Here is a 15,363-nt window from a genome sequence, read left to right as displayed (position 1 = left end):
TGACGTCACCATAACTAGGAATTCAGCCCGATGAGCCACCCCTTCGACGTAGCCGAACTGGCGGCGAGCTACGCCAACAAGTCCCCCCAAGACATTCTCAAACTCGCCTTCGAGCATTTTGGCGATGAACTGTGGCTGTCCTTCAGCGGCGCCGAGGACGTGGTACTGGTCGATATGGCCTGGAAGCTCAACAAGAACGTCAAAGTCTTCAGCCTCGATACAGGCCGCCTGCACCCGGAGACCTACCGGTTTATTGATCAGGTGCGCGAGCACTACAGCATCAGCATTGACGTATTGTCGCCAGAAGCCGCTGCACTGGAGGCTATGGTCAAGCAAAAGGGCCTGTTCAGCTTCTACAAAGATGGCCATAGCGAATGCTGCGGCATCCGCAAGACCGCCCCGCTACGACGCAAGCTTGCCACGGTAAAAGCCTGGGCCACCGGCCAACGCCGTGACCAGAGCCCCGGCACACGCAGCCAGGTGGCGGTGTTGGAAATTGACGGTGCCTTTTCTACAGCGAATAACACCCTGTACAAGTTCAATCCACTGGCACAAATGAGCAGTGAAGACGTCTGGGCCTATATCCGCATGCTGGAACTGCCTTACAACAGCTTGCATGAGCGCGGTTTTATCAGCATCGGTTGCGAACCCTGCACCCGCCCGGTTCTGCCGAACCAGCACGAACGTGAAGGCCGCTGGTGGTGGGAAGAAGCCACACAGAAAGAATGCGGTCTGCATGCCGGCAACCTGATCACCAAGAACTGACAACAACAACCTGGGTATTCCAAACGCACAAAAAAGGCCAGTCATCGACTGGCCTTTTTTGTGCGTGACGTGTTCTCAGCTCTTATCCGTCTGCCGCTGACGACGCACCATATAACGCTCAACATAGGAGCACGACGGAATCACCGTATAGCCCAGGCGCTCGGCATATTGCAGCGCATGCTCGGTCAGGGCCGCAGCAATACCGCGCCCACGCAGCGAGTTGGGAACAAAGGTACGATAGATATCCAGGGTCTGCTTCCCTAGGTCCATATAAGCCAGGTACGCCCGATCACCATCTACTGTGGTTTCGAATTGATGACCGGTCAGGTCATGGTGAATGGACAACGCCTCGCTCATCGCAACTCCTTTGTTAACTCGCGCAACCCGCTATTGGCTCGTGCCGTAATCGGGATCAACACACCCTGCATCTATTAAGTTGTAGGCAATAATCAGGAGCTTATCAGGCCAAAACCGCTGCGGCCACGCGAATCAATGACTTAGACGGCATAAGTGCGACCTTGCCCAAGCCGCCCCTTACCTGATTTGCTGCCGCATACACTGCAACGGGTTCTGACCATACATTGGCACATACAGACGCTTGTCTACCTTAAGCGTTCAACAATCAGTGCCACAATCAAACCACCATAAACGTTGCGCAAAGAACTGCCAGGCGCCATAGGACTGATTGTTTTTTAACCAAAATATGCCCAACAACGGGGCAATTTCGCAGTAAACAGAAAAAAATCTATGCGTCTTGCCTTGCCTCCGTTTACTTACTACAAGTTACAGGTAGTATGTACGCCGGCTAATTTCCTACCATCAGGAAATTGCTTTTATGGAAAAACTCCACCTCAAGGGGAACACGATGAACAACGTTCTGAAATTCTCTGCTCTGGCATTGGCCGCAGTTCTGGCTACCGGTTGCAGCAGCATCTCCAAAGAAACTGAAGCTCGTCTGACTGCAACTGAAGATGCAGCTGCTCGCGCTCAAGCCCGTGCCGACGAAGCCTATCGTAAGGCTGATGACGCTCTGGCTGCCGCTCAGAAGGCTCAGCAAACTGCTGATGAAGCCAACGAGCGCGCTCTGCGTATGCTGGAAAAAGCCAGCCGCAAGTAATAGCTCACAAGGCTATGACAAGCCGACCCAGTTTCTGGGTCGGCTTTTTTATTGCCTGCGATTCGTCGGGCAATAAAAAACCCGCCGGCTTTTACGCATAGCGGGTTCGTTGAGCGCAGCAGGTGCTTGCTTAGATGGCAGACTCGCCGGCTACCACCGCCTGATCAGGCTGAGCAATCTCTACTGGCAGGCCATCTTCAGCAGCCACCACTTCACGCAGCATTTCCCAATCCAGGCGCAGATCAGCGAACGCATCATTTTTCAGCAGTGCATTGATCACCGCCGTGTGCTTGTCCACGACCGAAGCATCGCCCGAATCATCCAGCGGCGCATGCGCCTCCAGATAGACCTTGCCGCCGCTGCGACCAAACTTGTAAGGCTCGTTGATGATGCGCACCGATGTCCCCACAGACACCATCGACGCGAGCTTCAAGACGTTGTGGTTGAGCATGCGGAAGCAGCCATGGCTGACGCGCATGCCAATACCAAACTTCTTGTTCGAACCGTGAATCAGGTAACCCGGAACCGACAAGCCCATCTTGTAAGGACCCAGCGGGTTGTCCGGACCTGGAGGCACATAGGCAGGCAATGGATCGCCATCAGCAGCATGTTCTTCACGAATCGACTTGGGTGGCGACCAGCCCGGGTTCGGCGTTTTGGCTGTAATGCGCGCATTGGCAACCGGCGAGCTCCAGCCCTCACGACCAATGCCCAATGGGTAGGTGTAAACCACATTGCGGCCTTTCGGGTAGTAGTACATGCGGTATTCGGCGAGGTTGATCACGATACCCTCGCGCGGGCCAGGCGGCAGGATGTAACGCGTAGGTAGGATGATCTCGGTGCCTTCGCCAGGCAACCAGGGGTCAACACCCGGGTTGGCCACTACCATTTCCAGATAACCCAGGTCATTGGCCACGCCCAGGTCGGCGAAGGTGTCTTCATACTTGGCCTTGACCACCCGAATCTCGCCCACCACGTCCTCACCAGGCGGTGGTAAAGGCAACTCGAGAGCATTGGCGGACGCTACCGCAAAGACAGCAGCAAGTGGCAGGCAGCGGGTGACGGCAAAAGCACGCGACAACATCCGGTAATTCCTGACGAAAATGGTTGATAAAAGTAAGCAGCGATTGTACACCGATTGAACAGCCGCTTGGAAAGCTCAGCGCCCGGGCAATGCCGAACGTTCGCCCCGCTTCTGCGCCTCGAATGTCGCCCGACAGGCCGGACACAACCGCTTGTCACGCAACATTGTCTTGTCCAGATCGCGCCATACCGGCTGCGCGGGCAACAAACCACCGCACAGCGTACGGTCAGCGAACTCGCCCAGTTCAAGCTGGCGCGCCAGCAGATGCACGCGCACTTCGCGGCAGGCGAACAGGTCAAGCTGCTCGTCAGGCTCGATCAGTTGATAGGCGTGCAAGGACCAGGCAGGACGCGGCATTGAGGGCTCCAATACGGGGCCGCCACATTAGCCGAAAGGCACGATACAGAAAAGCCTGTCAGAGCAAAGGTTTCAGGGTCGGCCAGACGTTTTCCAGCAACTTGGGTTGTGCCTCGGCCGTGGGGTGAATGCCGTCGTTTTGCATCAGCGAAGGCACGCCACCTATGCCTTCCAGCACGAAAGGCACCAGGGCAGCGTCATGCGCCTGCGCCACCTTGGGGAACACCTCAGCGAACGCCGTGGTGTAGCGCACACCGTAATTGGGCGGTAGCTGCATGCCCAGGATCAGCACCTTGGCGCCCTTCTGCTGCGATGCCTGCACCATGGCCGCAAGGTTTTGTTGCAATTGCGCTGGCGGCTGACCGCGCAGGCCATCGTTGCCTCCCAACTCGATAATCACCAGCTCCGGCTGATGCTCGGCAAGTAACGCAGGCAGCCGTGCGGCGCCGCCTGCACTGGTGTCGCCGCTAATCGAAGCGTTGACCACCTGGTGGGCAAAACCCTCTTCGGCCAGGCGTTTTTCCAGCAAGGCGACCCACCCCTGGCGGGTATCCAGGCCAAAAGCAGCGCTGATACTATCGCCGACGACCAGTACGGTACCCGCGAACGCCGCAGGCCCCCACAGCAGCAGGCTCAGGGCAGTACCGATCAACCACTTACGCATTGGATTCTCCATGAGCTCAAGTATTCTCACCGCGCGAAACCTTAGCAAAGTGGTCCCCAGCACGGAAGGCGAACTCACCATACTCCATGATCTGTCGCTGGAGCTGGTATCCGGTGACAGCCTGGCGATTGTCGGCAGCTCCGGCTCGGGCAAATCCACCCTCCTCGGCCTGCTGGCCGGGCTCGATCTCCCCAGTAGCGGCAGTGTGGTGCTGGCAGGCAATGACCTGGCCGTCCTTGATGAAGACCAGCGCGCCCGTGTACGCGCCGAGCATGTGGGCTTTGTTTTTCAGTCCTTCCAACTGCTCGACAGCCTCAATGCCCTGGAAAACGTCATGCTACCGCTGGAGCTTGAAGGCCATGCCGATGCCCGCCAGCGCGCCCGCACCCTGCTCGACCGCGTCGGCCTGGGCCAACGTCTCACCCACTACCCACGCCAGCTCTCCGGCGGTGAGCAGCAGCGTGTGGCGATCGCCCGCGCCTTTGCCGCCGAGCCTGCCGTGCTGTTTGCCGACGAACCCACAGGCAACCTCGACAGCCATACCGGGGAGCGCATCAGCGACCTGCTGTTCGAGCTGAACCAGGAGCGCGGCGCGACCCTGATACTGGTCACCCATGACGAGCGCCTGGCGCACCGCTGCCAACGCCTGATCCGCCTGGAAGGCGGCCACCTGGTCGACCACGTGGAACCCTGATGAAACAGCTGCCATTTACCCGCCTGCTCTCTCTCGCTAGCCGTCAGTTGCTGCGCGATGCCCGCTCAGGCGAGCTGCGCGTGCTGTTTTTCGCCTTGCTGATCGCGGTCGCCGCCAGCACGGCCATCGGTTATTTCAGCGCACGCCTGAATGACGGCATGCTGCTACGCGCCACCGAATTCCTCGCCGCCGACCTGCGCCTGACCGGCAGCTCGCCCAGCACACCCGAGCAAATCAGCACGGGTAAACAGTTGGGGCTGGAACATGCCCAGCTGGTGGAGTTCTCCAGCGTGGTAGCCAGCGATGCCGGCATTCAGCTGGCCAGCATCAAAGCAGCGGACAGCGCTTACCCGCTGCGCGGCGAACTGAAGAGTGCCGCCGCGCTGTATGACGCTGAACAAATCGGCACCGGCCCGCAGCCCGGTGAAGCCTGGGCCGAAGCCCGGCTGTTTGTCGCCCTCAATCTCAAACCCGGCGACAGCGTTGAAGTCGGCGCCAAGACCCTGCGCCTGACCCGCGTATTGACCTTTCTCCCGGATGAAGCCGGTGACTTTTACAGCCTGACCCCGCACTTGCTGATGCACCTGGACGACCTGGCCGCCACCGGCGTGGTGCAACCCGGCAGCCGCGTGCGTTATCAGGAGCTGTGGCGCGGCGAGGCTGATGCCTTGGCGCAGTATCGTCAGGGCATCACCCTCGCCCCCAACCAGCGCCTGGAAGACGCCAAAGATGGCAATCGCCAGGTCGGCAGTGCCCTGGGCCGCGCCGAACGCTATCTGAACCTCGCCAGCCTGGCCGCCGTGCTGCTGGCCGGGGTGGCCGTGGCCCTGTCGGCCGCACGCTTTGCCGCCAGGCGTTTCGATGCCAGTGCACTGCTGCGCTGCCTGGGCCTGTCCCGTAACCAGGCACTCGGCCTGTTCAGCCTGCAACTGGCACTGCTGGGGATTACTGCCAGCCTGATCGGCGCACTGCTGGGCTGGCTGGCTCAGCTGGCTCTGTTCAACCTGCTGCAGGACCTACTCCCAGCGCAGATCCCACCCGGTGGCCTATGGCCCGCGCTAGCCGGTATGGCTACAGGACTGGTCGCCCTCGCCGGCTTCGCCTTACCGCCACTGGCCGCACTCGGCCGTGTGCCGCCGTTGCGAGTCCTGCGCCGCGATCTGCTGCCGGTGCCGGCCAGCTCCTGGATGGTGTATGGCGCCGCTCTGCTGGCGCTGGGCCTGATCATGTGGCGCTTGAGCCTCGACCTGCAGCTGACTTTCGCCCTGCTCGGTGGCGGCTTGGTCACCGCACTGCTACTGGGTGGATTGCTGCTGCTCGGCCTGCAGAGCCTACGCCGCATGCTGGCCGGCGCTTCGCTGCCCTGGCGGCTGGGCCTGGGCCAATTGCTGCGTCACCCACTGGCTGCAGCCGGACAGTCGCTGGCTTTCGGCCTGATCATTCTGGCCATGGCGCTGATCGCCTTGCTGCGTGGCGAACTGCTCGACACCTGGCAGGATCAGCTGCCCGAAAATGCGCCTAACCACTTCGCCCTGAATATCCTGCCGGCAGACAAGGACGCCTTCGCCGCTCGCCTTAATGAAGTATCACAGCACCCCGCACCATTGTTCCCCGTGGTGCCCGGTCGACTGGTGATGATCAATGGCGAACCAGTACGACAGATCGTCAGCAAGGAATCCCAGGGCGAGCGCGCGATTCGCCGCGACCTGAGCCTGACATGGGCCGAGGATTTGCCAGCGGATAACAACTTGATCGCCGGTAACTGGTGGACAGATGCCAATACCAGCGAATTGCCGGGCGTATCGGTGGAGTCCGAACTGGCCGAAAGCCTGCAACTGAAACTCGGCGACCGCTTGAGCTTCAGCGTCGGCGGCCTTAACCGAGATGCGGTGGTCAGCAGCCTACGTGAAGTGGACTGGAATAACTTCCAGCCCAACTTCTATATGATCTTCCAGCCCGGCACCCTGCAGGATCTACCGGTCACCTACTTGACCAGCTTCTACCTGCCGCCGCAGTACGAAAAGCAACTGGTTGAGCTGTCGCGTGCCTTCCCGGCCGTGACCTTGCTGCAGGTCGAGGCGCTGCTGGAACAACTGCGCAGCATCCTCGCCCAGGTCACCCTGGCCATCGAGTTTGTCCTGCTGTTCGTGCTGGCGGCCGGCCTTGCTGTGCTGTTCGCCGGGCTGCAAGCCACCCTAGATGAACGCATTCGCCAGGGCGCTCTGCTGCGCGCGCTGGGCGCCGAACGCAAACTGTTGATCAAGGCGCGCCGTGCCGAGTTCGGCCTGCTTGGCGCATCCAGCGGCCTGCTGGCGGCCTTTGGTTGTGAGCTGATCAGCTTTCTGCTCTATCGATTTGCCTTCGACCTCACCTGGCAGCCGCATCCCTGGCTACTGCTGCTGCCGTTGATCGGTGCGTTGCTGGTCGGTACGGCAGGCGTTCTTGGCACGCGCCGCGCCTTGAATATCAGCCCGCTGACGGTGCTGCGCGAGGGCTGATAGACTCGCGCACCACTCCCAACAAGCTGAACTATGAGTCGCTACCGCCCACCCCGCTCTGCCGGCACTCCCCTGATCACCCCCGAGGGCGAGGCACGCATGCGTGCCGAGTTGCATGAACTGTGGCATGTACGCCGCCCTCAGGTTACCCAGTCGGTCAGTGAAGCTGCCGCCCAGGGCGACCGTTCAGAGAATGCCGAATACACCTACGGCAAGAAGATGCTGCGCGAGATCGACAGCCGTGTACGTTTCCTGACCAAGCGCCTGGAAAACCTCAAGGTGGTCAGCGCCCGCCCCAGCGACCCGGACAAAGTCTACTTCGGCGCCTGGGTTACTCTGGAAGATGAAGACGGCAGCGAGTCGCGCTACCGCATCATCGGCCCCGACGAGCTGGACTTAAAAAACAACCTGATCAGCATCGACTCCCCCCTGGCCCGCGCCCTTGTGGGCAAGAGCCTGGACGCCGAGGTGCGGGTACAGACGCCAACTGGCGAGAAGACCTGGTACATCGTTGCCATCGACTACCCGTGACCGAGCCCCACATGCCCACCCCAGAAGCCCCCACCCAGCACGCACACCTTGAATGGGATGAGCAGGGCCAACCGCTGTCCAGCCAGTTCGCTGATGTGTACTTTTCCAACGAGAATGCGCTGGCCGAAACCCGCTATGTGTTTCTCGCCAACAACCAGCTGCCGGAACGTTTTGCCGCGCTGACGGCTCATCAGCAACTGGTCATCGGCGAAACCGGCTTCGGCACCGGGCTGAACTTCCTCTGTGCCTGGCAGCTGTTCGAGCAACACGCCACGGCAACTGCGCGCCTGCACTTTGTCAGCGTGGAAAAATACCCGCTACACAAAGCCGACCTACAGCGTGCACTGACCTTATGGCCGGAGCTTGCGCCCTACGCCGAACAGCTGCTGGCGCAGTACGTGGCGCTGCACCCTGGCTTTCAGCGCCTGATTTTTGCTGACGGGCGTATCGTCCTGACCCTGCTGATCGGCGATGCCCTAGAGCTGCTCGGTCAACTGGACGCCCAGGTCGACGCCTGGTTTCTCGACGGTTTCGCCCCGGCGAAGAACCCGGATATGTGGACGCCGGAGCTATTTGCCGAGCTGGCCAGGCTGTCCCACGCCAGCACCACCCTGGGCACCTTTACCAGTACCGGTTATGTACGCCGCCGCCTGAACGAGGCTGGCTTCAAGATGAAGCGCGTACCGGGCCTGGGAAAAAAATGGGAAGTGCTAAAAGGCGGCTTTATCGGTACAGCTGAAACCGCCGAAAAGCCCTGGTTTGCCCGCCCACAGCAGCCGGTTGGCGAGCGCAGCGCACTGGTGATCGGCGCAGGGCTGGCCGGTTGTGCCACTGCCGCCAGCCTGGCCCAGCGCGGCTGGCAGGTCACCCTATTGGAGCGGCACGCCGCCATCGCCCAGGAAGCCTCGGGCAACCCGCAAGGCGTGCTGTACCTCAAGCTGTCCGCCCATCACACCGCTCTGTCACGCTTGATTGTCAGCGGCTACGGCCACACGCGTCGCGTGCTGGAGCACCTGCACAAGGGGCAGGACTGGGACAACTGCGGCGTGCTGCAACTGGCCTTTGATGCCAAGGAAGCGCAACGCCAGGCGCAGCTTGCTGCTGCCTTCCCCGCCGACCTACTGACAAACCTGGACAGAAGCGCCGCCGAAGCCAAAGCCGGCATAACCCTGCCCGCTGGCGGCCTTTTCTACCCCGAGACGGGCTGGGTGCATCCGCCGGCGCTGTGCGCACTGCTGAGCCAGCAGCCGAACATCCAGCTGCAACTGCATCAGGAGGCCTTGGAGCTGCGCCGTGAAGGCGATCAATGGCAGGCCTGGAATGGCGAGCAGCTGCTGGCTAGCGCCAGTGTCGTGGTGTTGGCCAGTGCTGCGGAGATCAAGGGGTTTACCCAAAGCGCAGGCTTACCGCTTAAACGCATTCGCGGGCAGATCACTCGCTTGCCTGCCACCGCAGCCAGTCGCGCATTGAACACCGTGGTATGCGCCGAGGGCTACGTCGCGCCGGCACGCCAGGATGAACACACCCTGGGGGCGAGCTTTGATTTCAACAGTGATGATCTGACGCTGAACAGCGCCGATCACGCAAGCAACCTGCAGTTATTGGACGAGATATCGCCCGAGCTTTGCGGCGCACTAAACGCGGCGGCACTCGATCCCGAACACCTGCAAGGCCGCGCCGCCTTTCGCTGTACCAGCCCGGACTACCTGCCGATTGTCGGCCCACTGGCTGACGCCACCGCCTTTGTCGAGGCCTATGCAGTACTCGGCAAGGATGCCCGGCAAGTGCCGAATACGCCCTGCCCCTGGCTCGACGGCTTGTATATCAACAGCGGGCATGGCTCACGGGGGCTGATCACCGCGCCACTGTCCGGTGAGCTGATTGCCGCCTGGCTGAATAACGAACCGCTGCCCGTGCCTGCCGATGTGGCCCAGGCCTGCCACCCCAATCGCTTCGCCTTGCGTGCACTGATCCGCAACAAGGCTTAACCCGGCGCGCCTGTCAGCAGGCGCGCACATGGGTCAACCGCGCAGACTGAAACGCCAGGCGCGGTGGATTTTCGGGTTACGGGCGAAATCCGGATCCAGGGTCGAGGCACTGATCTCTTCAACCTGATAACGCGCGGCCAAGCTCTGATCGAGCTCAAACTTGCGGAAGTTGTTGGAGAAATACAGCACCCCGTCCTTGGCCAGACGGGCCATGGCCAGGTCGAGCAGCTGTACGTGATCGCGCTGCACATCGAAGATGCCTTCCATTCGCTTGGAGTTGGAGAAGGTCGGCGGGTCAATAAAGATCAGCTCGTATTCGCCACGGTCTTCGGCCAACCAGGCCATCACGTCGCCCTGCTCCAGACGGTTTTTGTCCGAATAGCCATTGAGCGACAGGTTGCGCCGCGCCCAATCCAGGTAGGTTTTCGACAGATCGACACTGGTGGTGGTGCGTGCGCCGCCCTTGGCGGCATGCACAGTGGCGGTAGCCGTGTAGCAGAACAGATTGAGGAAACGCTTACCGGCAGCCTCTTGCTGAATACGCAAACGCAGCGGCCGGTGATCGAGGAACAGGCCGGTGTCCAGGTAATCGGTCAGGTTGACCAGCAGCTTCACGCCGCCCTCGCTGACCTCCAGAAACTGCCCCTGCGTGGCCTGCCGTTGATATTGCTTGGTGCCACTCTGGCGTTCGCGGCGTTTGATCACCACCTTGTTCTTGTCGACGCCCAGCGCTTGCGGAATCGCGGCGATGGCATCAAACATGCGCGCCTTGGCTTTCTCAGGATCAATCGACTTGGGCGCGGCATATTCCTGCACATGCACCCAATCGCCGTACAAATCCACCGCCATGGCGTATTCCGGCATGTCGGCATCGTACAGGCGGTAGCACTCAACGCCCTCCTTACGCGCCCACTTGCCCAATTGCTTGAGGTTTTTCTGCAGGCGGTTGGCAAACATCTGCCCGCCTTCGCTCAAGCGCGCCTGTTCAACCACAGGCGCCGGTGCTGGCGCAGGTTTGATCGGATTGCCGTTCTTGTTGTACTGACGCTCCAGCGGCGCAAGCGGTGCCTTATCGACCTCGGCCTGTTCGCGCTCGCGTTCACGCTGCTCAGGGGTACGGCGCTCGCCCGTGACGAACTGCTCGGGCTGCACTTTGATCAGCAGCAACTTGCACGGCAACGCGCCGTTCCAGAAGGCGTATTGCTTGTGGCTGCGAATGCCCATGCGCTTGCCCAGGTCCGGCGCGCCGGTAAACACCGCTGCTTCCCAGCCCATGCAGGCCTGACGCAAACGCTCGCCGAGGTTCTGGTAGAGGTACAGCAAACTGGCCTCATCACCCAGGCGCTCGCCATAGGGTGGGTTGCAGATCACCAGGCCTTTTTGGTTCTGATCCGGGCGCGGCTCGAAGGTCGCCACTTCCCCCTGATACACCTTGACCCAATCACCCATGCCGGCACGCTCGATGTTATTACGCGCCGGCTGAATCAGCCGTGGGTCGGCCTCATAACCGCGAATCCACAGCGGTGGTTTGGCCATGCCCGCTGCTGCGCGCTCTTCGGCCTCGGCATGGACTTTCTTCCACAAGGCGGGCACGTGGCCCAACCATTTGCTGAAGCCCCATTGCTCACGGGTCATGTTCGGTGCGATGTCGGCGGCGATCATCGCCGCCTCGACCAGGAAAGTACCCACGCCGCACATCGGGTCCGCCAGTGCACCACCTTCGGCAGCGATGCGTGGCCAGCCGGCACGGATCAATACGGCGGCAGCGAGGTTTTCCTTCAGCGGCGCGGCGCCCTGCTGGAGACGATAACCGCGCTGGTGCAGGCTATGGCCAGAGAGATCGAGGGAGAGAATCGCCTCGCCGCGATCCAGACGCAGGTGCACGCGCAGGTCCGGGTTGAGCTTGTCGACCGAAGGCCGTGTGCCGTCTTTCAGGCGCAGCTTGTCGACGATCGCATCTTTGACCTTCAGTGCGCCGAAATGAGTGTTATCGATGCCCGAGCCATTGCCACTGAACTCCACCGCCAGGCTGCCGCTGGATTCGAGGTGTTCGAACCAGTCCACTTCCAGTACGCCTTCATACAGGCTCTGAGCGTCTTGCACGCTGTAGCGCTTGAGCACCAACAGCACGCGGTTGGCCAAGCGCGACCATAAACACAAGCGATAGGCGGTTTCCATGTCGGCCATACCGCGAATGGCAGAGGTGTGCTCACGTGCGTCTTCAAGGCCGAGGCCGCTGGCTTCTTCAAGCAGCAGGCCTTCAAGGCCCTTGGGGCAAGTGAGGAAGAGTTCGTAACGATCCGACATGGGAGTTTCCAGTGCCTAAGGCAATCAACGGCGCGCAGACAAATCAGCACGGCCAAAATAAGTGACAAAGCGTCGCAACGCGACCCTTCGTCGGAATAAACAACAATCTCAATCGCTACACATTCGCGATAGCACAACACCAGCACACCCGACGCATACGCCCACAGCATAGGCGCTGCAGCGGAAAATCCAGGCGCTGGTCATGGCGGCTTATGGCCTGACCAGCAAAAAGGTTACGGCCTTATGACGAAACGGTCATTCACAGGCCCCCACGCATTCGTTAGAAATCTACTCAGGCCAGCACCGCAATGGTGCTTGCAAGGAGGCTCGCGACGCCGGCAGCGGACTCCGTAGGCAGACCATTTCTGCCTGACCTTGCTTCAAGGTCTAAGGGACATAACAGTCAACATTGAGGGCTTCACCCTATGAGAAGACTTAAGCGTGATCCGTTAGAAAGAGCTTTTTTGCGCGGCTATCAATATGGCATCAGTGGCAAATCCCGCGAACTCTGTCCATTTACCCTCCCCTCTGTCCGCCAAGCTTGGTTAAACGGCTGGCGCGAAGGGCGCGGTGACAACTGGGACGGCATGACCGGCACCGCCGGCATCCATCGACTCAACGAACTTCACGCTGTCGGCTGATTCAGGAACCTACCGACTCACCATGCGCGCTCCATCCGAGCGGCGGGCGCGAGCCCAGGGGCTCCTTTAGGGAGCCCTTTTTATTGCCTGCCATTCATGGGAGCAACCCTTAGGGCCGTCGCGAAGCGACGTTAAAAATGGCTCCACGCCATTGTTTATTGACCCCAGGTTTAGGCCTGAGGCTTTTGCGGCAGCGCCGCAATCGCATCGACCGCTTCGCGGATCAATGCCGGCCCCTTGTAGATAAAGCCTGAGTAAATCTGTACCAGGCTGGCACCTGCGGCGATCTTCTCAGCTGCATGCTTGCCTTCGGTAATCCCGCCCACGGCGATGATCGGCAAACGGCCTTTCAACTCAGTGGCCAATACTTGAACAATGTGCGTGCTCTTCTCACGCACCGGTGCACCGGACAATCCACCGGCCTCGTCGGCACACTCCAGGCCATGCACACCCTCGCGGCCCAGCGTAGTGTTGGTGGCAATCACCGCATCCATACCGGCTTCAACCAGCGCATTGGCCACCTCGATGGTTTCCTCATCACTCATGTCCGGCGCGATCTTGATCGCCAGCGGTACACGCTTGCCGTACTGGGCAGCCAGATCTTCCTGACGCTTACACAGGGCTTCGAGCAATTGTTTAAGTGAGTCACCAAACTGCAGGCTACGCAGCCCTGGGGTATTCGGCGAGCTGACGTTAACGGTGACGTAGCTGGCGTGTTGATAGACCTTGTCCAGGCACAGCAGATAGTCATCCACCGCGTTCTCGACTGGGGTATCGAAGTTCTTGCCGATATTAATGCCCAGCACGCCTTTGTATTTGGCTGCCTGCACACGGGCCAGCAGGTGATCGACGCCGTGGTTGTTAAAGCCCATGCGATTGATGATCGCCTCAGCCTCAGGCAAGCGAAACAGACGTGGCTTGGGGTTACCCGGCTGCGGACGCGGCGTTACGGTGCCAATTTCCACAAAACCGAAGCCCAATTGTGCAAAGCCATCAATGGCGTCGCCGTTCTTGTCCAAGCCAGCCGCCAAACCGACCGGATTGGGAAAGTCCAGTCCCATCACCTTAACCGGCAGCGCGGCTGGGCTCTTGGTCACCAAGCCGTTAAGCCCCAAACGACCACCGGCACCGATCAAGTCGATGGACAGTTCATGGGAGGTTTCGGGGGAAAGTTTGAACAGCAGCTCGCGGGCCAGGGTATACATGGGCAGGCTTAGCTCGATAAAGTTACAAAGGCCGCGATTATAGCCGCCTGCGTAGCTGATAGGCGAGGCACACGGCACTATCAGCCCAGATCAGCCCAGGCGGCGCAGACTGAGTAACTCACCGGACAAGCTGAACTCAAGTTCGAAGGAACCATAGACACCGTCATGGGTCAGAAAGGGGCGGAAATGGTGAGCCGGCACACTGACACTCCGCCCGTCGCGACTTTGCACTAATATCCGGTTGGCACGCCCTTGATAAACCACGCGCAAGCGCTCGGCCGATAACGCAATATCAAACACCAGACTGGGCATGGAGGCACCTTTGCAACTGACTGCAGCAATCTTGCCACACACCGTGCGCCTGCCCGGTAAAAAATGGCCGGCATCCCTTCTTGGTACCACCTGCGGCGTCCTGTCGGACCGTCACCCATGCTATATAAACCTTAAAATACCTGCCCAAACCGCCGATAAAGCCTGTGCAGCGCCTTGCAGCGTCTGCCAAACTGCTTACGGTGATTATGGAGTTTGTACCTGGCCATGAGTTTGTCTGAGCAGCCTTCTACCCTCAGCTCACGCCTTGGTGCTTTGGCGCAACGGCTAGGCCTTATTGGTCGCGGGCAACGCCAGATACTTGAACGTGCCAGCCACCTACGCCTCCCCTTTAGCCCCCTGCCTGTCCCACGCCAAAACATCTGCTGGCAAAACGCTCCGCAGCTGCATCGCCTGGTCGATCTGCCCCGCAGTGCGTTGTCCGGACCGGTTCAGGAAGACAAGGCACAGGCTCACGCCATGCTCGTGCGCGTAGTAGAAGTCCATGAGCAGCCATTAAGCTCCTTCGATCTACGCCTGATTGATGGCCTCTCCACCTGCAGCCCACAACAAGCCGAGCAGCAGAGCTTCGAAACCTTTGCCGCCAGCGAGAGCTGTCGCCAAATTCGCATCATCAGCTACAAGGATTTCGTCAAAACCATCAGCCTCGCACTACCGCGTTTTTTAGCCGGTGAGTGCATCAGCCTGAGCCAGGCAAGCTGGCGCGGTGAGCGAGTGTTCTGGACTGGCGATCACCACAATGAGGCCTTCGCCTGTGCGATTGCCTATGCGCGGCGACGCGAGCTTGAGGTCAACTTGCCTGCGGTGATCAGTCATTACCACCTCAGCGAACAAGGCCTGAACAGCCTACAGCAGCGCTATCATGTACTGGCCATGCCCAATGCGGCCTGGAGTGACCCCGCCTTTATGGCCCTGCTGCTGGATAACGGCCTGCCTTATGCGCGCCTGTCACAACTTGGCGGTCCTGGGTCACCGGAGTTCCTTCTTCTTCCCAAACATTCAGCCGAAGCCACTGCCCTGGGGGAAGGCCTGCGTCTGGCCGGGGCACCCGACGTGGTGGGATATTTACAAAAACTGCACAGCTAGACCGAGCGTTACTCAAACACCCCTTAAACACATGGGATAAAAAACCGCCACCGGTCAGAGTGGCGGAGTCTTCATGAAGGTGTCAAATCTGTTCCA

General features: G+C 60.2%; 15 protein-coding genes. 8 read left to right on the top strand and 7 right to left on the bottom strand.

Features of this window, described 5'->3' with window-relative positions:
* The first annotated feature begins 30 nt into the window (after positions 1–30).
* On the top strand, positions 31–765 hold the full coding sequence (locus OU997_RS17700) for a phosphoadenylyl-sulfate reductase (protein ID WP_267807828.1): 735 nt from the start codon (positions 31–33) through the stop codon (positions 763–765).
* Positions 766–840: 75 nt separating this feature from the next.
* Here the strand turns inward: OU997_RS17700 and OU997_RS17695 are convergent, their stop codons facing one another.
* Entirely contained in the window at positions 841–1,122 is a 282-nt protein-coding gene (locus OU997_RS17695; protein WP_108488207.1) for a GNAT family N-acetyltransferase, read from the bottom strand.
* Positions 1,123–1,630: 508 nt separating this feature from the next.
* Here OU997_RS17695 and oprI point away from each other — a divergent pair.
* Positions 1,631–1,882 (top strand): outer membrane lipoprotei OprI, encoded by a 252-nt coding sequence (oprI, locus tag OU997_RS17690; protein WP_108488222.1) that lies wholly within the window; start codon positions 1,631–1,633, stop codon positions 1,880–1,882.
* Positions 1,883–2,012: 130 nt separating this feature from the next.
* Here the strand turns inward: oprI and OU997_RS17685 are convergent, their stop codons facing one another.
* From OU997_RS17685 to OU997_RS17675, 3 genes are all read right to left on the bottom strand, one after another.
* Complete coding sequence (locus OU997_RS17685; protein WP_108488208.1) at positions 2,013–2,966, bottom strand: L,D-transpeptidase family protein; 954 nt, start codon at positions 2,964–2,966, stop codon at positions 2,013–2,015.
* A 75-nt stretch (positions 2,967–3,041) separates the two neighbouring features.
* Positions 3,042–3,323, bottom strand: a complete 282-nt coding sequence (locus OU997_RS17680) for a hypothetical protein (RefSeq protein WP_108488209.1) — start codon at positions 3,321–3,323, stop codon at positions 3,042–3,044.
* A 58-nt stretch (positions 3,324–3,381) separates the two neighbouring features.
* Positions 3,382–3,987, bottom strand: a complete 606-nt coding sequence (locus tag OU997_RS17675; RefSeq protein WP_267807826.1) for an arylesterase — start codon at positions 3,985–3,987, stop codon at positions 3,382–3,384.
* 10 nt (positions 3,988–3,997) lie between these two features.
* Between OU997_RS17675 and OU997_RS17670 the strand changes: the two genes are divergently transcribed.
* The 4 genes from OU997_RS17670 to mnmC are packed head-to-tail and all read left to right on the top strand — an operon-like array spanning position 3,998 to position 9,698.
* Complete coding sequence (locus OU997_RS17670) at positions 3,998–4,681, top strand: ABC transporter ATP-binding protein (RefSeq protein WP_267807825.1); 684 nt, start codon at positions 3,998–4,000, stop codon at positions 4,679–4,681.
* The gene (locus OU997_RS17665) at positions 4,681–7,179 is read left to right on the top strand and encodes an ABC transporter permease (protein ID WP_267807824.1); all 2,499 of its coding nucleotides are present in this window, start codon (positions 4,681–4,683) and stop codon (positions 7,177–7,179) included. Before OU997_RS17670 ends, OU997_RS17665 begins: the two co-directional genes overlap by 1 nt.
* Before the next feature lie 33 nt (positions 7,180–7,212).
* The gene (gene greB / locus OU997_RS17660; protein ID WP_108488213.1) at positions 7,213–7,710 is read left to right on the top strand and encodes a transcription elongation factor GreB; all 498 of its coding nucleotides are present in this window, start codon (positions 7,213–7,215) and stop codon (positions 7,708–7,710) included.
* Between the two features lie 11 nt (positions 7,711–7,721).
* Positions 7,722–9,698 carry a bifunctional tRNA (5-methylaminomethyl-2-thiouridine)(34)-methyltransferase MnmD/FAD-dependent 5-carboxymethylaminomethyl-2-thiouridine(34) oxidoreductase MnmC gene (gene mnmC / locus OU997_RS17655; RefSeq protein WP_267807823.1) on the top strand — a complete coding sequence of 659 codons (1,977 nt, stop codon included), beginning with the start codon at positions 7,722–7,724 and terminating at the stop codon, positions 9,696–9,698.
* Positions 9,699–9,731: 33 nt separating this feature from the next.
* Here the strand turns inward: mnmC and rlmKL are convergent, their stop codons facing one another.
* Entirely contained in the window at positions 9,732–12,005 is a 2,274-nt protein-coding gene (rlmKL, locus tag OU997_RS17650; RefSeq protein WP_267807821.1) for a bifunctional 23S rRNA (guanine(2069)-N(7))-methyltransferase RlmK/23S rRNA (guanine(2445)-N(2))-methyltransferase RlmL, read from the bottom strand.
* A 425-nt stretch (positions 12,006–12,430) separates the two neighbouring features.
* Between rlmKL and rmf the strand changes: the two genes are divergently transcribed.
* Positions 12,431–12,646: a ribosome modulation factor gene (gene rmf, locus OU997_RS17645; protein ID WP_090255928.1), complete on the top strand. Its 216-nt coding sequence runs from the start codon at positions 12,431–12,433 to the stop codon at positions 12,644–12,646.
* 170 nt (positions 12,647–12,816) lie between these two features.
* On the opposite strand, the gene OU997_RS17640 is transcribed toward rmf, so the two are convergent.
* On the bottom strand, positions 12,817–13,851 hold the full coding sequence (locus tag OU997_RS17640; protein ID WP_267807818.1) for a quinone-dependent dihydroorotate dehydrogenase: 1,035 nt from the start codon (positions 13,849–13,851) through the stop codon (positions 12,817–12,819).
* A gap of 90 nt (positions 13,852–13,941) precedes the next feature.
* Positions 13,942–14,163 (bottom strand): DUF2835 domain-containing protein, encoded by a 222-nt coding sequence (locus OU997_RS17635; protein WP_108488223.1) that lies wholly within the window; start codon positions 14,161–14,163, stop codon positions 13,942–13,944.
* 225 nt (positions 14,164–14,388) lie between these two features.
* Here OU997_RS17635 and OU997_RS17630 point away from each other — a divergent pair, with 225 nt between their 5' ends.
* Entirely contained in the window at positions 14,389–15,267 is an 879-nt protein-coding gene (locus OU997_RS17630) for a DUF6685 family protein (protein WP_108488217.1), read from the top strand.
* The last annotated feature ends 96 nt before the right edge of the window (positions 15,268–15,363 follow it).

The sequence above is a fragment of the Pseudomonas sp. SL4(2022) genome, from assembly GCF_026625725.1.
Classification (GTDB): Bacteria; Pseudomonadota; Gammaproteobacteria; order Pseudomonadales; family Pseudomonadaceae; genus Aquipseudomonas.
This window is presented reverse-complemented; position numbering and strand designations above follow the sequence as displayed.